Source organism: Limnohabitans sp. DCL3 (assembly GCF_048019295.1).
Classification (GTDB): Bacteria; Pseudomonadota; Gammaproteobacteria; order Burkholderiales; family Burkholderiaceae_C; genus Limnohabitans_A.
The window spans coordinates 773,559-796,017 of the sequence record NZ_CP171842.1 but is presented as its reverse complement, the minus strand read 5'-3'; the positions used below and the strand labels follow the sequence as shown (position 1 = coordinate 796,017).

The 22,459-nt window shown below is 59.6% G+C and carries 19 protein-coding genes; 11 read left to right on the top strand and 8 right to left on the bottom strand.

What is annotated here, in order from left to right; all coding sequences use genetic code 11:
- Window positions 1-50 precede the first annotated feature (50 nt).
- Entirely contained in the window at window positions 51-518 is a 468-nt protein-coding gene (locus tag ACHEXK_RS03535) for a (2Fe-2S)-binding protein (RefSeq protein ID WP_416547993.1), read from the top strand.
- On the top strand, window positions 515-2,788 hold the full coding sequence (locus ACHEXK_RS03530; RefSeq protein WP_416547992.1) for a molybdopterin cofactor-binding domain-containing protein: 2,274 nt from the start codon (window positions 515-517) through the stop codon (window positions 2,786-2,788). Before ACHEXK_RS03535 ends, ACHEXK_RS03530 begins: the two co-directional genes overlap by 4 nt.
- An 18-nt stretch (window positions 2,789-2,806) precedes the next feature.
- Here ACHEXK_RS03530 and ACHEXK_RS03525 read toward each other — a convergent pair whose 3' ends face one another.
- Window positions 2,807-4,045, bottom strand: a complete 1,239-nt coding sequence (locus ACHEXK_RS03525) for a lytic murein transglycosylase (protein WP_416547991.1) — start codon at window positions 4,043-4,045, stop codon at window positions 2,807-2,809.
- A gap of 35 nt (window positions 4,046-4,080) precedes the next feature.
- Window positions 4,081-5,289: an FAD-dependent monooxygenase gene (locus ACHEXK_RS03520; protein WP_416547990.1), complete on the bottom strand. Its 1,209-nt coding sequence runs from the start codon at window positions 5,287-5,289 to the stop codon at window positions 4,081-4,083.
- Between the two features lie 54 nt (window positions 5,290-5,343).
- Here ACHEXK_RS03520 and yegQ point away from each other — a divergent pair, with 54 nt between their 5' ends.
- Complete coding sequence (yegQ, locus tag ACHEXK_RS03515; RefSeq protein ID WP_416547989.1) at window positions 5,344-6,711, top strand: tRNA 5-hydroxyuridine modification protein YegQ; 1,368 nt, start codon at window positions 5,344-5,346, stop codon at window positions 6,709-6,711.
- 155 nt (window positions 6,712-6,866) lie between these two features.
- On the opposite strand, the gene ACHEXK_RS03510 is transcribed toward yegQ, so the two are convergent.
- The 6 genes from ACHEXK_RS03510 to ACHEXK_RS03485 all read right to left on the bottom strand — a co-directional run bounded on the left by ACHEXK_RS03510 (window position 6,867) and on the right by ACHEXK_RS03485 (window position 14,523).
- A complete protein-coding gene (locus ACHEXK_RS03510) occupies window positions 6,867-7,862 on the bottom strand; it encodes an aldo/keto reductase (RefSeq protein WP_416547988.1) in 996 nt (331 codons plus the stop codon).
- A 163-nt stretch (window positions 7,863-8,025) separates the two neighbouring features.
- Window positions 8,026-8,991 carry an MBL fold metallo-hydrolase gene (locus ACHEXK_RS03505; protein WP_416547987.1) on the bottom strand — a complete coding sequence of 322 codons (966 nt, stop codon included), beginning with the start codon at window positions 8,989-8,991 and terminating at the stop codon, window positions 8,026-8,028.
- 167 nt (window positions 8,992-9,158) lie between these two features.
- A complete protein-coding gene (acnB, locus tag ACHEXK_RS03500; protein WP_416547986.1) occupies window positions 9,159-11,750 on the bottom strand; it encodes a bifunctional aconitate hydratase 2/2-methylisocitrate dehydratase in 2,592 nt (863 codons plus the stop codon).
- Between the two features lie 19 nt (window positions 11,751-11,769).
- Window positions 11,770-12,417, bottom strand: a complete 648-nt coding sequence (locus ACHEXK_RS03495; RefSeq protein ID WP_416547985.1) for a hypothetical protein — start codon at window positions 12,415-12,417, stop codon at window positions 11,770-11,772.
- 86 nt (window positions 12,418-12,503) lie between these two features.
- Window positions 12,504-13,427 carry an HpcH/HpaI aldolase/citrate lyase family protein gene (locus ACHEXK_RS03490; protein WP_416548848.1) on the bottom strand — a complete coding sequence of 308 codons (924 nt, stop codon included), beginning with the start codon at window positions 13,425-13,427 and terminating at the stop codon, window positions 12,504-12,506.
- A gap of 109 nt (window positions 13,428-13,536) precedes the next feature.
- Window positions 13,537-14,523 (bottom strand): malate dehydrogenase, encoded by a 987-nt coding sequence (locus ACHEXK_RS03485; RefSeq protein WP_416547984.1) that lies wholly within the window; start codon window positions 14,521-14,523, stop codon window positions 13,537-13,539.
- A gap of 233 nt (window positions 14,524-14,756) precedes the next feature.
- On the opposite strand from ACHEXK_RS03485, the gene ACHEXK_RS03480 reads away from it, so the two are divergent.
- The 8 genes from ACHEXK_RS03480 (at window position 14,757) to leuC (ending at window position 22,451) form a co-directional block, all read left to right on the top strand.
- Entirely contained in the window at window positions 14,757-15,542 is a 786-nt protein-coding gene (locus tag ACHEXK_RS03480; RefSeq protein ID WP_416547983.1) for a GntR family transcriptional regulator, read from the top strand.
- Between the two features lie 129 nt (window positions 15,543-15,671).
- Window positions 15,672-16,103 carry a succinate dehydrogenase, cytochrome b556 subunit gene (gene sdhC, locus ACHEXK_RS03475; protein ID WP_416547982.1) on the top strand — a complete coding sequence of 144 codons (432 nt, stop codon included), beginning with the start codon at window positions 15,672-15,674 and terminating at the stop codon, window positions 16,101-16,103.
- Between the two features lie 33 nt (window positions 16,104-16,136).
- A complete protein-coding gene (gene sdhD / locus ACHEXK_RS03470; protein ID WP_416547981.1) occupies window positions 16,137-16,502 on the top strand; it encodes a succinate dehydrogenase, hydrophobic membrane anchor protein in 366 nt (121 codons plus the stop codon).
- A 53-nt stretch (window positions 16,503-16,555) separates the two neighbouring features.
- Window positions 16,556-18,361 carry a succinate dehydrogenase flavoprotein subunit gene (gene sdhA, locus ACHEXK_RS03465; protein WP_416547980.1) on the top strand — a complete coding sequence of 602 codons (1,806 nt, stop codon included), beginning with the start codon at window positions 16,556-16,558 and terminating at the stop codon, window positions 18,359-18,361.
- 62 nt (window positions 18,362-18,423) lie between these two features.
- Window positions 18,424-19,128, top strand: a complete 705-nt coding sequence (locus tag ACHEXK_RS03460) for a succinate dehydrogenase iron-sulfur subunit (protein ID WP_019427020.1) — start codon at window positions 18,424-18,426, stop codon at window positions 19,126-19,128.
- Complete coding sequence (locus ACHEXK_RS03455; protein WP_416547979.1) at window positions 19,128-19,436, top strand: succinate dehydrogenase assembly factor 2; 309 nt, start codon at window positions 19,128-19,130, stop codon at window positions 19,434-19,436. The genes ACHEXK_RS03460 and ACHEXK_RS03455 overlap by 1 nt, the downstream gene beginning before the upstream one ends.
- Before the next feature lie 42 nt (window positions 19,437-19,478).
- Window positions 19,479-20,777 carry a citrate synthase gene (locus ACHEXK_RS03450; RefSeq protein ID WP_416547978.1) on the top strand — a complete coding sequence of 433 codons (1,299 nt, stop codon included), beginning with the start codon at window positions 19,479-19,481 and terminating at the stop codon, window positions 20,775-20,777.
- A gap of 252 nt (window positions 20,778-21,029) precedes the next feature.
- Window positions 21,030-22,451: a 3-isopropylmalate dehydratase large subunit gene (leuC, locus tag ACHEXK_RS03445; protein ID WP_416547977.1), complete on the top strand. Its 1,422-nt coding sequence runs from the start codon at window positions 21,030-21,032 to the stop codon at window positions 22,449-22,451.
- Window positions 22,452-22,459: the final 8 nt, after the last annotated feature.

Sequence of the window (22,459 nt, the reverse complement as noted above, 5' to 3'; positions counted from 1 at the left end):
TCACCCTCCATTTGCACTAACATGACCCGTGCCACCTTTGGAGAGACACTTTGGAACTGAACATCAACGGCGAAAGCCGCTCCACCAACGCCGACTCCAGCACCCCCTTGCTGTGGGTGCTGCGCGATGAACTGAACTTGACGGGCACCAAATTCGGCTGCGGCATTGCCGCTTGTGGGGCCTGCACCGTGCATGTGGACGGCCAGCCCGTGCGCTCGTGCGTGACGCCCACATCGGCTGTGGCAAATTTAAAGATCAAAACCATCGAATCCTTGGGCACCTTGGACCAGCCCCACCCCCTGCAAATGGCCTGGATCAACGAGCAGGTGCCGCAATGCGGTTACTGCCAAAGCGGCATGTTGATGGCCGCGGCCGCCTTGCTCGACAAAAACCCCACACCCAGCGATGACGAGATCGACGCCGCCATGACCAACCTGTGCCGCTGCGGCACTTACCAACGCGTGCGGGTGGCCATCCACCGGGCGGCGGCGGCCATGAAGAAAGGCGGTGCCGCATGAAACGCCGCACCTGGATTTTGAGCGCCTTGGGCGCGACCGGCGCATTGGTCGTGGGCTGGGGTGCGATGCCCGCCCGCTCGCGCATGGGCTCGCCCGAATTGATGCTGCCCACACAAGGTGAAGTGGCCTTGAACGGCTGGATCAAAATCGCCCCCGATGGCGCGGTGGTGCTGGCCATGCCGCGCAGCGAAATGGGCCAAGGCGTGCACACCGCGCTGGCCATGCTGGTGGCCGAAGAGCTGGATGTGCCGCTCACCCGCGTGCGCTTGGAACAAGCCGGGGCCGACAGCATTTATGGCAACGTGGCCATGCTGGTGGCCAGCCTGCCTTTTCACCCGCTGGACAGCGAAGGGCAGAAACCTGCCTCGATCAAACTGGCCGAATGGATGGTGGGCAAAATCGCCCGCGAGTTGGGCCTCAACGCCACGGGCGGGTCATCTTCAGTGGCCGACCTGTGGGAGCCGCTGCGCATGGCCGCCGCCACCGCACGCGCCAGCTTGGTGCAAGCTGCAGCAGCTGCGTGGAAAGTGTCCGCCAGCGAGATCACCGTGCGCGAGGGTGTGATGCAACACGCCTCGGGTCAAAAGGCGCATTACGGCCAAATGGGTGCCGCCGCAGCGGGCAGTACCCCGGCCAACATCACCCCCAAAGCCCGCGCGGACTGGAAGCTGATCGGCCAAAGCGCTGCACGCAGCGACATCCCTGCCAAAGTCACAGGCCAGGCGCAGTTCGGCATGGACGTGCGCTTGCCCGGCCTGCTGTTTGCAGCCATGCGCATGAACCCGGTGCTGGGCGGCCAAGCCGCCCCCATGGACACCCAAGCCGCGCTGGCCATGCCCGGCGTCAGCCAAGTGGTGGCGGTGGACGCTTGGGGCGGTGGCACGGGAGGTTTGGCCGTGGTGGCCAAGACCACTTGGCAAGCCCGCCAAGGCGCACAAGCGGTGAAAGTGCAGTGGCCCGAAGCTGCTGCGGGTGCAACAGGTTCTGCAGACACCACCCGCATCCAGGGCGATCTGCTCAAGGCTCTGAACACCGAAAGCGGCTTCACCTTCCACGAACAAGGCCTGCCACTCAAAGCCGAGCAAACCGCCGCAAGCCGCATCGATGCGCTCTACCAAGCGCCCTACCTGGCCCACGCCACCATGGAGCCCATGAACTGCACGGCGCAAGTCCAAGACGGCAAGGTCGAAGTTTGGGTGCCCACGCAAGTGCCGCAAATGGCGCGTGCCATGGCCGCCAAAGTGGCGGGCGTCAACGAAGACCAAGTTACTGTGCATGTGACGCTGCTGGGCGGCGGTTTTGGTCGCAGGCTGGAGGTCGACTTTGTCGGCCAGGCCGTGCAAGTGGCCATGGCCTGCAAGGGTGCGCCCGTGCAGCTGGTCTGGTCGCGCGAAGAAGACATGACGCACGACTTTTACCGCCCCATGCACCTGGCCAAGTTCCAGGCATCCATCGACGCACAAGGCCAAGTCAGCAGCCTGCGCATCAAGTCGGCGGGCGACGCCATCACCCCGCGCTGGATGGCGCGGGCCGCACCCCACTTGTCGGGCCCCATCGACATGCCCGACAAAACCACATCGGAGGGCCTGTTCGATTTGCCCTACGGCTTTTTGAACCAGCACATGAGCCATGTGGCCACGAAGTCGGGCGTGCCCGTGGGTTTTTGGCGCTCGGTGGGCCATTCGCACAACGCGTTTTTCTCGGAAAGTTTCATCGACGAGCTGGCCGTGGCCACCCAACAAGACCCCCTGGCCTTTCGCCTGAACTTGTTGAAAGACGCCCCACGTTATGCGGCCGTGCTGCAGTTGGCGGCCAAACAAGCAGGCTGGGGCCAAGCTTTGCCCGCAGGCCGTGCGCGGGGCATCGCGCTGCACAAGTCGTTCGGCGCCATCGTGGCGCAAGTCGCGGAGGTCTCGGTGGGGCAAGGCCAGATCCGTGTGCACCGCGTGGTCTGTGCCATCGATTGCGGCACCGTGGTCAACCCAGACACCGTGGCCCAGCAAATGCAAAGCAGCGTGGTCTATGCGCTGAGCGCTGCGCTGTTCGGCCAAATCGACATCGTCGGTGGCGTGGTGCAGCAAAGCAATTTTCCGAGCTACCCCATGGTCACGCTCAGCCAAGCACCGGTTGTGGAAACCCACATCGTGCCCAGCACCCGCCACCCGGCGGGCGTGGGCGAACCGGCCGTGCCGCCGCTGGCCCCGGCCGTGGGCAATGCACTGTTTGCTTTGACGGGCAAACGGCTGAGGGCTCTCCCGCTCAAGGTCTGAGCCCACCCTCCGGGTGAATCACCCGCCGCGCAAAGCCTTGAGGATTTTCTGGCCACCTCGGCCATTAGCGTCCAGCCCTAAGCGCTTTTGTTCGGCGCGGATCGCCTCGCGCGATTTGTCGCCCAACATGCCGTCAATGGGGCCGATGTCGTGGCCGCGCATCATCAGCAGGCCTTGCAACTCGCGCCGCTCGGCGCGTGACAGGCCCGCGTCATCGGTGGGCCAGGGCGTGGCAAATGGGCCACCGCCGCGCAGGCGGTCGCTCAAGTGGGCAATGGCCAGGCCATAACTTTCAGCCGCGTTGTAGCTGTAGAGCGCGTCAAAGTTGCGCGTGACCAAAAAGGCGGGGCCATTGGCCCCCGCCAGCGTTAACAATCCGACCGAACCCAAATTGGCGGGCAAGGCCGAGCCGTCCACCCGGCGCACGCCACGTGCCATCCACTCGGCCATCGGACGCTTGGTCCTGCGGCCCTCGCCTGCCAAGGACATGCCTGCAGGCAGCTTGACTTCGATCCCCCAAGGCAAGCCACTTTGCCAACCCGCACGCGCCAGGAAATTGGCAGTCGAGCCCAGCGCATCCACGCTGCTGTCCATCAGGTCGGCGCGGCCGTCGCCGTCAAAGTCCACCGCCAGGCGCTCGAAGGTGCTCGGCATGAACTGGGTGTGGCCAAAGGCCCCCGCCCAAGAGCCCACGAAACGCTCGGGCGCAATGTGACCCGCTTGCAAAATGCGCAGCGCTGCGAAAAATTCGCCCCGGAAAAAACCTTGACGCCGACCGTGACACGACAGCGTTCCAAGTGCTTGTACCAAAGGGTATTGGCCCAAGGTCTGGCCGAAATTGCTCTCCACACCCCAGACCGCCACCACCGTGGCCGGGTCCACACCGAAGCGCGCTTCGGCAAGTGTCAGCGCTTGGCGGAATTGGGCCAAGCGCACAGCGCCATCGGCCACGCGCTCCTCATCCACCAGAGCCGACATGTAATCCCATATGGCGGTGCGAAATTCAGGCTGGAAGTTCAGCTTGTCGATGACGCTGAAGTCGGCCTGCAGCCCCGCCGTGTGACGCGCCCAAGTGGCGTCGCTCACTTTGCCGCTGCGTGCAGCCGGGCGCAATTCGGCCATACAGGCCGACAAATCGGTGCTTTGCGCCGTGGCGGTGGAGACAGCGCCCAGGGCGTTCAGAGCAACAACCAAAACGGCGGCAATCCAGGGCTTCAAATGAGTTCCACAGCGATGGATGGGATGAGCTAATGACATGCAAAAAAGTGGGGATGGTTTTGAAACAGCTGAAATCAGCCCACCGAATGTACAGCGCATGGCCCGCCACCATACAACCAAGGCAAATCCATCACCCGCTCGCCCATGAGCCGCATCGAGAGATTGCGCCCCACGGCCATAGGGCCGGTGGCGTGGAAGATCTGGCCGTTGCGAATCGCCCGGGTTTGCACAAGGGCGTTGCGTGCCCAGCGCTTTTCGGCATAAGCCTGCAGCTGCTCGGGCACCGCCGCGTTGCCCACAGTCAGGCACTGCGCCAAGGTTTCTGCGTCTTCAATGGCCATGCCCGCGCCTTGCGCCAAATACGGCCGCATGGGGTGTGCCGCATCGCCCAGCAAAGCCACACGGCCTTGCGCCATGTCGCTGGCCCCACTCACGGGCGCTCGGTCATGCAGTGCCCACTGTCGCCAGGCGGGCACCGATGACAAACGCTCGTGCAAATCACAGCCCACCGCGCGCATGGCCTGCATCAACGCCTGGGTGTGCGCGGCCTGGTCCCAGTCTTGATCTGGGTCAGGTTGGGCGCCGTGCACGATGGCGACCAAATTGAGCCACTGCCCACTGCGCACCGGGTAATGCACCACATGCAGCCGCGGCCCCAACCACACGGTGACCTGGTCGCTGCGCAAGTGCACGGGCAAATCGGCCTGCGCCACCAGCGCCCGGTAAGCCAAGTGCCCGGTAAAGCGTGCTGGAGCATCGCCCAACAATTGTTGGCGTACCGAACTCCACACGCCATCAGCGCCGATGAGGGCGCTGGCCTGAAGACTCAGGCCTTGCACCGTCTTCACTTGCAAAGCCTCCCCGTTGGTGCACCAGGCTTGCACGGCCTGCCCCAGCCGCAACTGCACCCCAGCGCTGCAGGCTGCCCGCTGCAGCAAGTCCTGCAAATCGGCCCGGTGGATGGTGGCGTAAGGCGCGCCATACCGCGACTGCACACGCTCACCCAAAGGCAGCGTTCCCAGCACGCGCCCGGTTTGGGCATCGCGCGCCTGCAACTGACCAGGGAACGCCGCCACCTGCGCCAGCGCCGCACCCAAGCCCCAGAGCTGCAAGATGCGCGTCACATTCGGTCCGATTTGGATGCCTGCACCCACCTCGCTGAGTTGTGCTGTGCGCTCGAGCAACTGGACCGGCACGCCGCGCTGCACACATGCCACGGCAGCGGCCAAGCCGCCAATACCGCCGCCGGCAATCACCACCTGTTTGCGCTCATTGATTGTCATAGGTCAATTGTGCCCGGAGCAAAGTACACATCGGTCATTGGACAATCGGTGTCCATGACAACGATCAAACCTCCAGAACTTTTATTGCCCGCTGGCTCGCTCGACAAAATGCGTGCCGCATTCGACTTTGGTGCGGACGCCATCTACGCGGGCCAGCCACGCTACAGCCTGCGGGCACGCAACAATGAATTCAAGCTCGAACAGATCGGCATCGGCATTGCCGAGGCGCAAGCCCGGGGCAAAAAGTTTTTTGTCACCAGCAACTTGCTGCCGCACAACGACAAAGTGCGCACTTATTTGCGCGACATCGAGCCCGTGATTGCCATGCGGCCCGACGCGCTCATCATGGCGGACCCGGGGCTGATCATGATGGTGCGTGAGAGATGGCCCGAGATGCCCATCCATCTGTCGGTGCAGGCCAACACCGTCAACTGGGCAGCGGTGAAGTTTTGGCAAAAAATGGGCGTGGCACGCATCATTTTGAGCCGTGAATTGAGTCTGGACGAGATCGAAAAAATCCGCCAAGAATGCCCCGACATGGAGCTCGAAGTCTTTGTGCACGGCGCACTGTGCATCGCCTACTCGGGCCGCTGCCTGCTGTCGGGCTATTTCAACCGCCGAGACCCCAACCAAGGCACTTGCACCAACGCCTGCCGCTGGAGTTATGGCACGCACGAAGCCACCGACGAGACCGATTCGGGCGAGGTCAAACCTGGCCGCATGGACGGCGACTTCAGCTACGCGCAAGAGCAAGAAGCCGCCGAGAAAAACTTCTCAGCCTGCGGCGACGGGCAACGCCACCCTGCCGCTGACAAGGTCTATCTGATGGAAGAAGCGGGCCGACCCGGTGCGCTCATGCCCATCATGGAAGACCAGCACGGCACCTACATCATGAACAGCAAGGACCTGCGGGCGGTCGAGCTGATCGAGCGCCTGGTCAAGATGGGTGTGGACTCGCTGAAAATCGAAGGCCGCACCAAAAGCCTGTATTACGTGAGCCGCACGGCGCAGGTCTACCGCCGCGCCATCGACGACGCGGTGGCCGGTCGCCCGTTCAACCCCGAACTCATCAGCGAATTAGATGGTTTGGCTTCGCGCGGCTACACCTCGGGCTTTCTGGAGCGCAGACCCGCGCAGGACTACCAGAACTACGAAACCGGCCACTCGGTCGGGCACCGCAGTCAGTATGTGGGTGACGTGCGTGAAGTGGGCAACGGCTGGGCGCTGGTGGAGACCAAAAACCGATTTTCCGTAGGTGACACGATCGAGGTGATCCACCCCAGTGGCAACCGCAAGGTGGCTCTGACCGAAATGAAAAGCGAATCGGGTCAAGCCATCGAGGTCGCCTCTGGCAACCCCCTCAAGGTGTGGATACCATGGGACGGCCCAGCCGAAGGGGCTTTGATCGCACGTCTATTTTGATACCCACCCTGCTTCGGCAGCGAAGGCATGACAGGGCGCTGCTCAGCCATCAGTTCAGTCCAGCACTGGACTGAAGAAAATTCCGATGCGGCGTTGTCAAAGCCACCTCAACCCGCTGCTGCGCCGAAGCCAACTGGCGCATCGGGCCACTTGACTCAGCGCCCATTCAAAGGGTAAGAGGGATCGTTGTAACCCGGTGTGGACGGGTGGCCGGGGGCCACCAGGCTGTTGACCAGGGCTTCGTCTTCGGCCGTGATGCTCACCTCCAAAGCGCCTGCGTAGTCTTGCCACTGCGCCAGCGTGCGGGGTCCCGCAATGACCGCGCTCACATGGCGATTGGCCAACACCCAGGCGGTGGCAAAGTGCGCCAGCGACACGCCTTTGGCCTCGCAATGATGGCGCAGCGTTTGCGCCATCTGCAAGGACTCTTCGCGAAACTCCGTCTCTAAAATCCGCTTGTCACCCCGCGCAACTCGGCTGCCCTCTGCAGGGGCCTGGCCGGGTGCATATTTGCCGGTCAGAACGCCACGCGCAATCGGGCTGTAGGGCACCACACCCAGGCCGTAATGCCCGCAGGCTTCGAGGATTTCCACCTCAGGCAAGCGGTTGAGCAGGTTGTAATAAGGCTGACACACCACGGGACCGGGCATGTTCATCTGGCGGGCCATGTGGACCATTTCAGCGATGCGCCAGCCCCTGAAGTTCGAGACACCCCAGTAGCGGATCTTGCCGTCGCGCAGCAAGGCTTCGATGGCCCGCAAGGGCTCTTCCAGGTTCATGCCGTTGTAGTCGCGGTGCAGGTAATAAATGTCCAAGTGGTCGGTGGCCAAACGGCGCAGACTGTGTTCGCAGGCCCGCAGCATCCAGCTGCGCGAATAAGCCTGCTGGTTGGGCTGATCCGACATGGCGTTGCCCACCTTGCTGGCCAGCACCCAGCGGTGGCGCTGCCCCTTGAGCACCTCGCCCACGATCTCTTCGGATTTTCCGAGTGTGTAAACGTCGGCGGTGTCGATGAAGTTGCAACCCTTGTCTTGTGCATCGGCCACGATGGCGCGTGCGTCTTCGAGCGGCGTCTGGTCACCCAACATCATGGTGCCCAGGCACAGGCGCGACACTTTCAGAGGGCTTTTGCCCAGGGTGGTGAATTTCATGTCATGGTCTCCGAAAAAAAGGCATGTGATGCAGCCTGTGGGTTGTTCGCTTGGCGCAGCAAACATATTAGCCATGCGCTGTGTTTGTCCCTGTCCAAAACGGGCACAAAAAAGCCCGCGCTGCTGGGCGCGGGCTGGGTTGGGGCGCTGCGGCTGAGGTGGATCAGGCCATCGGCACAAACTGGTAACCATTGCCCGAGGGCGTGATGGAACCCAAAGCCGGGAAGGGAAAGTGGAAACCACCGGCCACCATTTTTTCTTTGACCAGCATGTCAAAGATCTTGCGTCGTGTTTGACGGGCCAGTTCTGGGTTCATGTCAAAAAGCACGGCCCAGTCGGGGTTGCGGGCAAACAAGGAAGGCACATTGGTGATGTCGGCCACGTAGGCAAAAGACTGACCCTCAGAGCGCACCGTGAACAAGGTGTGGCCCGGGGTGTGGCCAAAGGCGGCGACCGACTCGATGCCTGGGGCCACTTGGGTGCCCGGCTCGAACTTGACCAATTGGTCCGAAGTCAAGCCATTGAGGGCACGCTTGACACCGGCAAAAGCACCTTGCATTTGTGCAGGCGCGGCGGCGATGCGGGCTTCGTCCGTCCAGAAGGCGTGCTCGGGTGCGGGCACATGCACGCGGGCATTCGGATAAACCAGGTTGCCATTTTTGAAGCGCAAGCCGTTGATGTGGTCGCCATGGAAATGGCTGAGCACCACGTTGTTGATGTCTTCGGGCTTGAAACCCGCAGCAGCCAAGTTCGCCAGCAGCTTTCCGGTGGTGGGCGGGCCATTGTCGGCAAAGCCGGTGTCAAACAAATAGCGCTGGTTGCCGTTGATCAGCAAGAACGGGGTGTAGGGCACATCGATGTAGTCGGTTGGCAGATTTTGTGAGGCCAGCAAGGCCTTGACCTGGTCCAGCGGCACGGCGGGCACAAACTCCTGCCCCAGAGGGCGTCGAACGGCACCATCGTTCAAGGCGATGACCTCCATCGTGCCCAGCTTCATGCGCCTGAAACCGACCGATGGCAATTCGGGTGCACCGAATTGAGGGGTGTTTTGCGACCAAACGGAAGAAAAGGTGAGCGCACTGGCACCGGCCATACCTGCACCCAAAAAATGACGACGGTTCAAAATCAAGGTGACTCCTGAAAGTGTTTGACCAGCTTAAGCAGTACTGCACAGCTTAAACCCGACGTCCTTGATTGCCCACGGTTCGTAAGGGGTTATTGCTTAGAAATTCCTTGGATATCAAAAAAGCCCCGCCGGCTTTCACCGACGGGGCTGGCTGCACAGCGCATCAGCGATCAGGCGGTCACGCCCTTGGCAGTTTCCACATACTCTTCAATCTGGTTGAAGTTCAGGTACTTGTAGATGGCTGCACCATCCTTGTTCACCACCCCCATGGCTTGGTGGTATTCGGCCACCGTGGGGAACTTGCCCATCTTGGATGTGATGGCGGCCAACTCGGCAGAAGCCAAGTACACGTTGGTGTTCTTGCCCAAACGGTTGGGGAAGTTGCGGGTCGAAGTCGACACCACCGTGGCGCCTTCGCGCACTTGGGCTTGGTTACCCATGCACAGTGAGCAGCCGGGCATTTCCGTGCGGGCACCGGCGGTGCCAAAAGCGGCGTAATGGCCTTCTTTGATCAACTCGCTCTCATCCATTTTGGTGGGAGGAGCCACCCACAATTTGACTGGGATGTCACGCTGACCACCCAACAAAGTGGCCGCCGCGCGGAAGTGACCGATGTTGGTCATGCAAGACCCGATGAAGGCTTCATCAATTTGGGTACCGGACACTTCCGACAAGAACTTGGCGTCATCTGGATCGTTCGGGCAGCAAACAATCGGCTCTTTGATGTCGGCCAAATCGATCTCGATGACGTGTGCATACTCGGCGTCTTTGTCGGCTTCCAAGAGACTCGGCGCAGCCAACCATTCTTCAACCTTGGCAATGCGACGCGCCAATGTGCGGGCGTCGGCGTAGCCGTCGGCAATCATGTTCTTCATCAAAACGATGTTGGACTTCAGATATTCCTCGACGGGCTCTTTGTTGAGTTTGATCGAGCAACCTGCGGCCGAACGCTCAGCCGATGCGTCAGACAATTCAAACGCTTGTTCCACTTTGAGGTTGGGCAAGCCTTCGATTTCCAAGATACGGCCAGAGAATTCGTTGATCTTGCCGGCCTTGGCCACGGTCAACAAACCTTGCTTGATCGCGTACAAAGGAATGGCATGCACCAAGTCGCGCAAGGTCACGCCGGGTTGCATTTCGCCTTTGAAGCGAACCAAGATGGACTCCGGCATGTCCAAAGGCATCACGCCTGTGGCGGCACCGAAGGCCACCAAACCAGAGCCGGCTGGGAAAGAAATACCGATAGGGAAACGGGTGTGTGAGTCGCCACCTGTACCCACGGTATCGGGCAACAACAAACGGTTGAGCCAGCTGTGGATCACGCCGTCACCGGGACGCAGGGACACGCCACCGCGGTTGCTGATGAAAGCAGGCAGTTCGCGGTGGGTTTTCACGTCCACAGACTTGGGGTAAGCCGCGGTGTGGCAGAACGATTGCATGACCATGTCAGCCGAGAAGCCCAGGCAAGCCAAGTCTTTCAACTCGTCGCGGGTCATGGGGCCGGTGGTGTCTTGTGAACCCACGGTGGTCATCTTCGGTTCGCAATAAGTGCCGGGGCGAACGCCTTGGCCTTCTGGCAAACCGACCGCACGACCGACCATCTTTTGGGCCAAAGTAAAGCCAGCTTTGGTGGTGATGGGCGCTGTGGGCAAACGGAACACGGTTGAAGCTGGCAGACCCAAGAACTCGCGGGCCTTGGCGGTCAAACTGCGACCGATGATCAGGTTGATACGGCCACCAGCGCGCACTTCGTCAAACAGCACATCGCTTTTGAGTTGGAAAGTGGTGATGGTTTCGCCGTTCTTGACGATCTTGCCGTCGTAGGGCAACACGTCGACCACGTCACCCATTTGGAGTTGGGTCACGTCGACTTCGATGGGCAAAGCGCCCGAGTCTTCTTGGGTGTTGAAGAAGATGGGGGCAATCTTTCCGCCCAAGGTCACACCGCCGAAACGCTTGTTGGGCACAAACGGGATGTCTTCACCGAAGCCCCAGATGATGCTGTTGGTGGCCGACTTGCGTGAAGAACCTGTGCCCACCACGTCGCCCACGTAGGACACCAGATGGCCTTTTTTCTTCAGTTCTTCAATCATGGCCATGGGGCCACGTTTACCGTCTTCTTCTGGCTTGAAGGGTGCGCCTTCGCGCGTGTTTTTCAACATCGCCAAGTAGTGCAATGGAATGTCTGGCCGGCTCCAAGCGTCAGGGGCTGGAGACAAGTCGTCTGTGTTGGTCTCGCCAGGCACCTTGAAGACGGTGATGGTAATTTTCTTCTCAACTTCAGGACGGGAGGTAAACCACTCGGCATTGGCCCAGCTTTGCATGACCTCTTGGGCCTTGGCATTGCCGGCCTTGGCTTTTTCAGCGACGTCGTTGAAGAAGTCAAACATCAACAGTGTTTTCTTCAAAGCGTCTGCCGCCACTGCGGCCACTTCAGCATCGTCGAGCAATTCGATCAGAGGGTGTACGTTGTAGCCACCCACCATGGTGCCCAACAGCTCTGTGGCTTTGGACTTGGAAATCAAGCTCACTGTGATTTCGCCATGTGCGACAGCCGCCAAAAAAGAGGCTTTGACTTTGGCCGCATCGTCCACACCGGGCGGCACGCGATGGGTCATCAGCTCCATCAAAAAGGATTCTTCACCAGCGGGGGGGGATTTGATCAACTCGATCAACTCCGCAGTTTGCTTGGCATCCAAAGGCAGAGGCGGGATACCCAAAGCTGCGCGCTCAGCAGCATGGTCACGGTAGGCTTTCAACATGGTTTTTTTCTCCTGTGGGTCAAGGTTTCAAGATGGACCGCCCCATGCCTGTCGTGTCGATCAAGCTGGGCGGGGGGTTGGATTTCATGGTTTCGGCGTAAGCCAATTGATCAGGGTGAGCACACTCATCGGCCAGTCGTCTGCCTTTTTTCTGATCCATCAACATCGATTTGTTGGCCAACTGCAGCCAGACTGCGCCAGCTTTTTTGTCTTCCAAGCGCAAAGCGCCTGAGCTTGTGCGCACAGGGAACATCCGGTACCTGAAGCCTTTGCCATGCACATGAAAGAAACCTGGGTGCAGGAGATCGGCTTCAACTCGGACGCTGGCACCCAACTCACAGGGCAGCTGTCCTTGGTGAATTTGTTGAGCGATCAACAGTTCCGGCGGGTCTTGTGGCGTCACCTGAGCGGGCTCTGCGCTGACTTGAGCTGGCGAATCCGCGACAGGCTCGGTGGCAGGCCATTGCGGTGCAGCACGGCGTGTCGATACAGCAGGCAAGTGTTCCGGCGGCATCACCATGGGGGTCGGCTTGGTCGCAAGGTTGGCGCGCTCAGCCGCCTGCGCCACAGCTTGTGCTTGCAACTGCGCTGTGAGGTCTTCCACAGAACGCGCCTTCACTTTGGCTTTGGCCGCCTGAGAAGTTGGATGGGTCTTGGACTGCCCCATTGCAGGACTCTGCGCCCATGAAGGGCCAACAAAACTGGCCCCACATGCAGTGGTGAGGAGGAGCCAACGGGTCGCTCTGAGTTGCTTCATGCGTTCACCTTTGCAACAGCAAGGTCATGGAAAAACACCTGCCCTTCAGATGGCAGCGCCCGTCCTGTTCGGTGTGCACGCTCCATCAGTTGCCAAAAAAACCGGTAACTGGCTCTGTCATGCAATTGCCCGGCATGGCTGATAGGAGCCCAGTCGGCGGCTTGGGCGGCCACCAGGATTTGAACGGCTTGTTCAATCTGCGCCTGGCTCGGTGCCATGGCCTCCAAAATAGGCCGAATCTGATCGGGGTGGATGCTCCACATGCGGGTGTACCCCAAGGCTTGGTTCGCCGTTTGCGCGGCCTGTCGAACAGCTTGGGTGTCTTTGAACTCGGTCACCACGCAGTGCGAGGGCACTTTCCCATGTGCATGACAGGCACTGGCAATGATCAACTTGGCCCTGACAACCAGTGGATGTGTGAACTGACCCGATCCGCTCATGCCCTCTGCCGGAATGGCACCGCCATGGGCTGACACAAAATCCATCAGTCCAAAGCTGATCGATTGAACACGGGGGTGGGCAGCGATGTCATTCGCGTGCTCCAAGGCCAAAGGCGACTCGATCAGGACATGCAAAGGCAGGTCACCCGCGCCAGCGCCGATCAGTGCAGCATGCGCTCGGTCGATATCGGCCACACACTCCACTTTGGGCACCATGATGTGCGATAAAACGGGGCCGGCACGGCCTGCAATCAGACCCATGTCGGCTTCAAAACTGGGGTGATCCACCGCATGCACGCGCACCGCAATGCGGGCATCCGGGGTGGCGGCCTTGGCCGCCAAAGCCAGATCGGTGACCAAGGCGGCATGCTCAACTTCACCGCCCACAGGTGCGCCGTCTTCACAGTCCAAAGTGACATCAAAAACGCAAGTGCCAAACTCTTGGATCATCTCGGCTTGCAACCGCAAGCTTTTGCGCATCCGCGCTTGAACTCCGCTGTAATGGTCACAAACCGGCAACTGGAAGCTACCGGCTTGTGGGCCCAACAGAACGTCGCGAGGATGACTCACTTGGACTTCTCGACCTGATTCAGATCAGGTGGGCCACGCCCGCTTGCTCGTCGGTCAACTCTTTCAGTGTCTTGTCGATACAGCCTTGGCTGAACGCGTCGATTTCCAGTCCTTCAACCACTTTGTACTCGCCGTTCTCGCAGGTAACGGGAAAGCCGAACATGACGTCTTTGGGAATGCCATACCAACCTTGTGATGGGATACCCATGGTGACCCACTTGCCGTTGGTGCCCAAGGCCCAGTCGCGCATGTGGTCAATGGCAGCATTGGCAGCCGAAGCAGCGGAGGACAAACCACGGGCTTCAATGATGGCTGCGCCGCGCTTGCCCACCGTGGGCAAGAACACATTGGCGTTCCACTCTTGGTCGTTGATCATGGCCTTGACGGATTCGCCATTGATGGTGGCAAATCGGTAGTCGGCATACATGGTGGGCGAGTGGTTGCCCCAGACGCACAATTTTTCGATGTCGGCCACGGCTTTGCCGGTCTTGGCCGCAATCTGCGAAGCCGCGCGGTTGTGATCCAGACGCAACATGGCGGTGAAATTGCCGGGCTTGAGGTCCGGTGCCGCTTTCATGGCAATGTAGGCGTTGGTGTTGGCAGGGTTACCAACCACCAGCACTTTGACGTCGCGCGAAGCCACCGCGTTGAGAGCCTTACCCTGCGCGGTGAAGATTGCGCCGTTGATGGCGAGCAACTCAGCGCGCTCCATGCCCGGGCCACGTGGACGCGAGCCGACCAACAAAGCGTAGTCGGCGTCTTTGAATGCGGTCATGGGGTCGCCATGGGCTTCCATGCCCACGAGCAATGGGAATGCGCAATCTTCGAGTTCCATCATCACGCCGCGCAGCGCTTTTTGAGGGCCTTCGACAGGCACTTCCAACAGTTGCAAGATGACGGGCTGGTCTTTGCCCAGCATTTCGCCCGAGGCGATGCGGAACAACAGTGCGTAACCAATTTGACCTGCTGCGCCGGTAACGGCAACGCGGACGGGCTTTTTGCTCATGGTGAAAACTCCAGAAGGTTGAAAAGAAGGGTTGCAGTCCACGCCAAAAAAGTCTCAGCTCGGACTGTCCAGTTGAGCGGACCCACGCTTACCGCATTAATTAGGCGAAAAACATGCGCAAACAGCTGCTGAGTGTACCCGCGAAAACCCTCTGTGGTCAATTTGTCTTATGTCTTATATAAGATATGATGCAGCACCTGACGCTTCACAGACCGGCGCTTCATTTTTCACCCATGAACAACAACTTCCCATTGGCCGACGCCACCTCAGCAGCAGTCACCGCTGATGTGCCTGCGCCTGCGTTCAGCCCGCTGTATCAGCAAATCAAAGGGCTGATCTTGCAAAGCCTGCAATCGGGTGAATGGAAGCCTGGAGAATCTATTCCCAGCGAGATGGATTTGGCCGCCCGCTACCGCGTCAGCCAGGGCACCGTCCGCAAAGCGATTGACGAGTTGGCCAGCGGTCACTTGTTGGTGCGCCGTCAGGGCAAGGGCACTTTTGTGGCCACGCATGCGGAGGACCATGTTCAGTATCGGTTCTTGAAATTGGTCCCGGACCGTGGAGACTTGGACTCCGAAGGTCCGGCGCAGCGGGCCATCGTCGATTGCAAACGATCCCGAGCCACCGCAGACATCGCCAGAGCCTTGGCACTTCGCACGGGTGACGCCGTGCTTCAGGTCCGACGCGTACTTTCTTTTGGCGGCATTCCCACAATTTTGGAGGACTTATGGCTACCAGCAGCCCCCTTCAAAGGCCTGACCGCCGAGCGCTTGGCCGACTACCACGGCCCGATGTACGCCCTCTTTGAAACCGAGTTTGGGGTGCGCATGGTTCGCGCTGACGAAAAAATCCGAGCCGTACTGCCCGACGAGACCCAAAGCCACTTGCTCAAGGTCAGCCCCAACACCCCATTGCTCAGTGTCGAGCGCATCGCTTACACCTACAACGACACACCCATGGAGCTGCGCCGCGGCATTTACAGCACAGAACATCACCACTACCGAAATGCCCTGAGCTGAGCGCCATCCGCCCTGAAAAATCACCCTGTCACGTTCGTGTGCAATCCTCATGTCAGTTTGCTGCGTTGCAATAGAATCTGACGGGTTTAACACCTACAACTCAAACGCGTTAATCCAGAAAGTACCCTCATGACCGAACTCGCGCGCAAGCGGCCTGAATTCCGCAACATCAATGCCTTGAAAGATTTGCCCAGCTACCGCCTTCCGGTGGCAGGCATTGTGTCGATTCTTCACCGCATCAGCGGTTTCCTGATGTTTTTGCTGATGCCACTCATCATCTGGATGTTTGACAACTCGATCACATCGGAGATCTCGTTCGCCAAGCTCTCAGCTGCTTTCAATCTCGGCATTGGCTTTGTGCCAGGTTGGTTCATGAAGCTTGTTGCATTGGCCTTGATTTGGGCTTATCTGCACCATTTCATGGCTGGCCTGCGCCACTTGTACATGGACGTGTGCCACGCCGTGACCAAAGAGTTTGGCAAGTCTTCTGCCATCGTCACCCTGGTTTTGAGCATCGGGCTGACGGGTGTCCTGGGCGCCAAGATGTTCGGCCTGTACTGATTTTCGCCATAACAACAAAAAGGAAACTGACCTATGTCCGTGAACTTCGGCTCTAAACGCATCGTGACCGGTGCTGGCTACGGCTTTCGTGACTGGCTCGCACAACGTGTGACCGGTACATTGATGGCCCTCTTCACCGTGATCTTGTTGGCCCAGGTGATCTTCACTGCAGGCCCCATCGGTTACGAAGAGTGGGCTGGCATTTTTGCCTCGCAATGGATGAAGGTTTTGACCTTCTGCGTGATCCTCTCATTGCTGTACCACGTCTGGGTGGGCATGCGTGACATCTGGATGGACTACATCAAACCTCTGGCTGTACGCCTGGTTTTGCATGTCTTCACCCTGGTCTGGCTGATCGGCTGTGCTGGCTGGTCTGTCCAGGCCCTGTGGCGCCTTTGAGGCGTCCGTCACCGCTTGTCATTGCGATGAACCCCTACCTACCAAGATAAACCATGAGCTATACCAAAGACAAAATCACCACCCGCAAGTTTGACGTCGTGATCGTCGGCGCCGGTGGTTCGGGCATGCGTGCCTCGCTGCAACTGGCCCGCGCGGGTCTCAATGTGGCCGTGCTGTCCAAAGTGTTTCCCACCCGCTCGCACACAGTCGCAGCGCAGGGCGGCATCGGCGCCAGCTTGGGCAACATGTCGGACGACAACTGGCACTACCACTTCTACGACACCATCAAGGGCTCCGACTGGCTCGGCGACCAGGATGCGATCGAATTCATGTGCCGTGAAGCGCCCAAGGTCGTGTACGACTTGGAGCACATGGGCATGCCTTTTGACCGCAACCCAGACGGCACCATTTACCAACGCCCATTTGGTGGCCACACCGCCAACTACGGCGAAAAGCCCGTGCAACGCGCTTGTGCGGCGGCCGACCGTACAGGTCATGCCATGCTGCACACCCTGTACCAGCAAAACGTCGCCGCCAAGACCAGCTTCTTTGTGGAGTGGATGGCGCTTGACTTGATCCGCGATGCCGAAGGCGATGTGGTTGGCGTGACCGCGCTGGAAATGGAAACCGGTGATCTGCACGTCTTGCACGCCAAGACTGTGCTGATGGCCACCGGTGGTGCAGGCCGGATTTACGCGGCCTCGACCAACGCTTTCATCAACACCGGTGACGGCTTGGGCATGGCCGCTCGTGCTGGCATTCCTTTGGAAGACATGGAGTTCTGGCAATTCCACCCCACCGGCGTGGCCGGTGCTGGCGTGCTCTTGACGGAAGGCTGCCGCGGCGAGGGCGCCATTTTGCTCAACAGCAATGGCGAGCGCTTCATGGAGCGCTATGCGCCGACATTGAAAGACTTGGCACCGCGTGACTTCGTGTCACGCTGCATGGACCAAGAAATCAAGGAAGGCCGTGGCTGCGGTCCCAACAAAGATTATGTGATGTTGAAGCTGGACCATCTGGGTGCAGACACCATCCACAAGCGCCTGCCCTCGGTGTACGAAATCGGCGTCAACTTCGCCAACGTCGACATCACCAAAGAGCCGATCCCCGTGGTGCCCACCATCCATTACCAAATGGGCGGAATCCCTACCAACATCAACGGCCAAGTGGTCACCCAAAACGCCACCGACAACAATGCGATCGTCAACGGTTTGTATGCCGTGGGCGAGTGCTCTTGCGTGTCCGTGCACGGTGCCAACCGCCTGGGCACCAACTCCCTGCTCGACTTGTTGGTGTTTGGACGTGCAGCAGGCAACCACATCGTCGACTTTGCCTCGAAAACCAAGTCTCACAAAGACCTGCCGGCCGACGCCACCGACCGCACGCTGGAACGCCTGAACAAACTCGAAGGGCGTGGTGGCGAATACGCACAAGACGTGGCCAACGACATGCGCGCCGCCATGCAGTTGCACGCTGGCGTATTCCGCACCCAAGCTGCCATGGACGAAGGCGTCCAAAAGATCGCTGCGATTCGCGATCGCGTCAATGCCATTGGCCTGAAAGACACCTCCAAAGTGTTCAACACCGCCCGCATCGAAGCGCTGGAAGTGGAAAACTTGATCGAAGCCGCGCAAGCCACCATGGTGTCTGCTGCTGCACGCCGCGAGTGCCGAGGCGCCCACACAGTGAGTGACTACGAGCGTCCTGTGGATGACGCCGTCGCACCATTGGGCCGTGACGACGCCAATTGGATGAAACACACTTTGTGGCACAGCGCGTCGAACAGCCTGACCTACAAACCCGTCAAGCTCAAGCCCTTGACCGTGGATTCCGTCCCACCCAAGGTTCGCACTTTCTAAGCATTGCCAGGACCGCGCACCCTGCAGGTGGCGCCCCCCCCGAACACACCAGGAGTTCTTCCATGACCCTACGCACTTTCCAGATCTACCGCTACGATCCCGACAAGGATGCCAAGCCTTACATGCAAACCATTCAGGTTGAGCTGGACGGCAATGAACGCATGCTGCTGGACGCCCTGATGAAGCTCAAGGCGGTTGACCCCAGCATTTCTTTCCGCCGCTCTTGCCGTGAAGGCGTGTGCGGTTCGGACGCGATGAACATCAACGGCAAAAACGGTTTGGCTTGCTTGACCAACATGAACACCCTGCCGGGCACCATCGTGTTGAAGCCTTTGCCAGGTCTGCCCGTGATCCGCGATGTGATTGTGGACATGACCCAGTTCTTCAAGCAGTACCACTCGATCAAGCCTTACCTGATCAACAGCACCATCCCACCTGAAACCGAGCGTCTACAAAGCCCGGAAGAGCGTGACGAGCTGAACGGCTTGTACGAGTGCATCCTGTGCGCCAGCTGCTCGACCAGTTGCCCCAGTTTTTGGTGGAATCCCGACAAATTCGTGGGTCCAGCGGGTCTGCTACAGGCTTACCGTTTCATCGCCGACAGCCGCGACGAAGCCACGGCCGAGCGCTTGGACAACCTGGAAGACCCTTACCGTCTTTTCCGCTGCCACACCATCATGAATTGCGTCGATGTCTGCCCCAAGGGTTTGAACCCGACCAAGGCCATCGGCAAGATCAAAGAGATGATGGTTCGCCGCGCTGTCTGATGACTGTGACCCCGATCCTGGAAGACGCGTCACTGCTTGGCGCAGACCGCCAAGCGCCTTTGAGCGAGCGGTCACTGAGCAAGCTGAGATGGCGCAGCCGACGCGGATTGCTCGAGAACGATTTGTTCATCGAGCGCTTTTTCAACCGTTACGCCTGCAGTTTGTCGGTTGGGCAAGCCCGAGGCATGTATGTGTTGATGGATCTGTCTGACAACGATCTCATGGACTTGCTGTTGCGCCGAAAGGAACTGCAGCCCGAGATCAGCACCGATGAGGTGCGTGAAGTCCTGAACATGCTGAGAGCGTGAACCGAACAGGTTCAACCCCCTGAATTTTTGAGGAAACCCACCATGAAACTCGCCGATAACAAAGCCACCCTGTCGTTCTCCAATGGCAGTCCCAGCATCGAAATGCCCGTTTACTCCGGCAACATCGGTCCTGACGTGATCGACATCCGCAAGCTTTACGGCCAAAGCGGCATGTTCACCTATGACCCAGGCTTCCTCTCCACCGCATCGTGCCAATCGGCCATCACCTACATCGATGGTGACAAGGGTGAGCTGCTGTACCGCGGGTACCCCATTGAACAATTGGCCAACAAGGCTGACTATTTGGACACCTGCTACCTGTTGCTCAATGGCGAGCTGCCCGTCGGCCAACAAAGCAAGGACTTCCACAAGTTGGTCAATCAGCACACCATGGTGAACGAGCAGATGCAGTTTTTCCTGCGCGGCTTCCGCCGTGACGCCCACCCCATGGCTGTTTTGACGGGTCTGATTGGCGCTTTGTCGGCCTTCTACCACGACAGCACCGACATCAACAACCCTGAGCACCGCCACATTGCAGCGATCCGATTGATCGCCAAAATGCCCACCCTCGTCGCCATGGCCTACAAGTACGGCGTGGGCCAGCCCTACATGTACCCCCGCAACGAACTGTCCTACGCTGGCAACTTCCTGCGCATGATGTTCGGCACACCTTGCGAGGAATACGTTGTCAACCCCGTGCTCGAACGTGCCATGGACCGCATCTTCACATTGCACGCTGACCACGAGCAAAACGCTTCGACATCGACTGTACGTCTGTGCGGCTCGTCTGGCACCAACCCCTTCGCGGCCATCGCCGCTGGTGTGGCTTGCCTGTGGGGCCCTGCACATGGAGGTGCCAATGAGGCCTGCCTGAACATGCTGGAAGACATCCAGAAAATGGGTGGCATCACCAAGGTGGGCGAGTTCATGGAAAAAGTCAAAGACAAGAACTCCGGCGTCAAACTGATGGGCTTTGGTCACCGCGTCTACAAAAACTACGACCCGCGCGCCAAATTGATGCAAGAGACTTGCGACGAAGTGCTGAAAGAGTTGGGTTTGGAAAACGACCCGCTGTTCAAGTTGGCCAAAGCCCTCGAAAAAATCGCGCTGGAAGACGACTACTTCGTCAGCCGCAAGCTCTACCCCAATGTGGACTTCTACTCCGGCATCGTCCAGCGCGCCATCGGCATCCCTGTGAACTTGTTCACCGGTGTTTTCGCCTTGGCCCGCACCGTGGGCTGGATTGCCCAATTGAACGAAATGATCAGCGATCCCGAGTACAAAATCGGCCGCCCACGTCAGCTGTTCACTGGCTCTCCACGTCGCGACGTGCAGCGTTGATCGGTTTTCAACCGAACCCCGAAAGCCCGCCTTGTGCGGGCTTTTTTATGTTTTTGTGTTGTTGACGCCCTCTTGGGGTGGCAGTGCCGTGGCCCGGCAGGCCGATTTGCTGGCGCGAAGCGACTGATGAGGCCTGGCGGGCCATGGCACTGCCGCCACAAGCCCACGCTAAGCTTGGAAGGTCGCGCGCAAGAGTGACTTATCAAGCCTGCGAACCGCATAAAATGGCAGGCTGCACAGCAAGGAAACCCCATGGCCCGCACGCTCTACGACAAGATCTGGGACGAACACGTCGTCCACACCGAAGAAGACGGCACCTCCGTCCTTTACATCGACCGCCATCTGGTGCACGAAGTCACCAGCCCCCAAGCCTTTGAAGGCCTGCGCCAAGCCGGTCGCAAAGTCTGGCGCGTCAGCTCCATCGTGGCCACCGCCGACCACAACACACCGACCACCGGCTGGGAGTTGGGCTACGACGGCATCACCGACCCGATCAGCAAAGAGCAAATCACCACGCTGGACGCGAACATGAAAGAATCAGGTTCGGCCGCCTTCTTTCCCTTCTTGTCCAAGCGCCAGGGGATCGTGCACGTCATTGGCCCTGAAAACGGCGCCACCCTGCCCGGTATGACCGTGGTCTGCGGTGATTCACACACCTCGACACACGGCGCATTTGGCGCATTGGCCCACGGCATCGGCACCTCCGAAGTCGAGCACGTCATGGCCACGCAAACCCTCTTGGCCAAAAAAGCCAAGAACATGCTCATCAAGGTCGAGGGCACCTTGGCCAAAGGCCTCACCGGCAAAGACATCGTGCTGGCCATCATCGGCAAGATCGGCACCGCAGGCGGCACCGGCTACACCATCGAATTCGCAGGCTCGGCCATCCGGGCACTGAGCATGGAAGGCCGCATGACGGTCTGCAACATGGCCATTGAAGGCGGCGCACGTGCGGGCTTGGTGGCGGTGGACGAGAAAACCATCGAGTACGTCAAAGGCCGCTTGCTCTCACCCACAGGCGTCGAATGGGACCACGCTGTGGCCTACTGGAAGACCCTGCAGTCCGACCCTGGTGCGCACTTTGACGCCGTGGTCGAACTGGACGCCAGCACCATCGTGCCACAAGTCACCTGGGGTACCTCGCCCGAAATGGTGCTGGGCATTGACGGCCATACGCCCGATCCCGACAAAGAAAAAGACGACGTCAAACGCGACGCCATTGAGCGCGCACTGACTTACATGGGCCTCCAACCGGGCAAAGCACTGGCCGACATCACCATCGACAAAGTCTTCATCGGCTCGTGCACCAACAGCCGGATCGAAGACATGCGCGAAGCCGCAGCCGTGGTGAAAAAGCTTGGCCAAAAAGTAGCCAAAAACGTGAAACTGGCCATGGTCGTGCCCGGCTCCGGTTTGGTCAAAGCACAAGCGGAAGCCGAAGGCTTGCACGAAATCTTCAAGGCCGCAGGCTTTGAGTGGCGCGAACCCGGTTGCTCCATGTGCCTGGCCATGAACGCCGACCGCCTGGAGCCCGGTGAACGCTGCGCGTCCACCAGCAACCGCAACTTCGAAGGCCGTCAGGGCGCGGGTGGCCGCACCCACTTGGTCAGCCCCGCCATGGCAGCTGCCGCGGCCGTGCACGGCCACTTTGTTGACATTCGCCAATTCGCCTGAAGCGTTCG

Bases quoted from the DNA above. Each gene is read 5' to 3' on its own strand.
- ACHEXK_RS03530 (WP_416547992.1), top strand. From the start codon at position 515: ATGAAACGCCGCACCTGGATTTTGAGCGCCTTGGGCGCGACCGGCGCA.
- ACHEXK_RS03525 (WP_416547991.1), bottom strand. From the start codon at position 4,045: ATGTCATTAGCTCATCCCATCCATCGCTGTGGAACTCATTTGAAGCCC.
- ACHEXK_RS03520 (WP_416547990.1), bottom strand. From the start codon at position 5,289: ATGACAATCAATGAGCGCAAACAGGTGGTGATTGCCGGCGGCGGTATT.
- yegQ (WP_416547989.1), top strand. From the start codon at position 5,344: ATGACAACGATCAAACCTCCAGAACTTTTATTGCCCGCTGGCTCGCTC.
- ACHEXK_RS03510 (WP_416547988.1), bottom strand. From the start codon at position 7,862: ATGAAATTCACCACCCTGGGCAAAAGCCCTCTGAAAGTGTCGCGCCTG.
- acnB (WP_416547986.1), bottom strand. From the start codon at position 11,750: ATGTTGAAAGCCTACCGTGACCATGCTGCTGAGCGCGCAGCTTTGGGT.
- ACHEXK_RS03495 (WP_416547985.1), bottom strand. From the start codon at position 12,417: ATGGGGCAGTCCAAGACCCATCCAACTTCTCAGGCGGCCAAAGCCAAA.
- ACHEXK_RS03490 (WP_416548848.1), bottom strand. From the start codon at position 13,427: ATGCGCAAAAGCTTGCGGTTGCAAGCCGAGATGATCCAAGAGTTTGGC.
- ACHEXK_RS03485 (WP_416547984.1), bottom strand. From the start codon at position 14,523: ATGAGCAAAAAGCCCGTCCGCGTTGCCGTTACCGGCGCAGCAGGTCAA.
- ACHEXK_RS03480 (WP_416547983.1), top strand. From the start codon at position 14,757: ATGAACAACAACTTCCCATTGGCCGACGCCACCTCAGCAGCAGTCACC.
- sdhC (WP_416547982.1), top strand. From the start codon at position 15,672: ATGACCGAACTCGCGCGCAAGCGGCCTGAATTCCGCAACATCAATGCC.
- sdhD (WP_416547981.1), top strand. From the start codon at position 16,137: ATGTCCGTGAACTTCGGCTCTAAACGCATCGTGACCGGTGCTGGCTAC.
- sdhA (WP_416547980.1), top strand. From the start codon at position 16,556: ATGAGCTATACCAAAGACAAAATCACCACCCGCAAGTTTGACGTCGTG.
- ACHEXK_RS03460 (WP_019427020.1), top strand. From the start codon at position 18,424: ATGACCCTACGCACTTTCCAGATCTACCGCTACGATCCCGACAAGGAT.
- ACHEXK_RS03455 (WP_416547979.1), top strand. From the start codon at position 19,128: ATGACTGTGACCCCGATCCTGGAAGACGCGTCACTGCTTGGCGCAGAC.
- ACHEXK_RS03450 (WP_416547978.1), top strand. From the start codon at position 19,479: ATGAAACTCGCCGATAACAAAGCCACCCTGTCGTTCTCCAATGGCAGT.
- leuC (WP_416547977.1), top strand. From the start codon at position 21,030: ATGGCCCGCACGCTCTACGACAAGATCTGGGACGAACACGTCGTCCAC.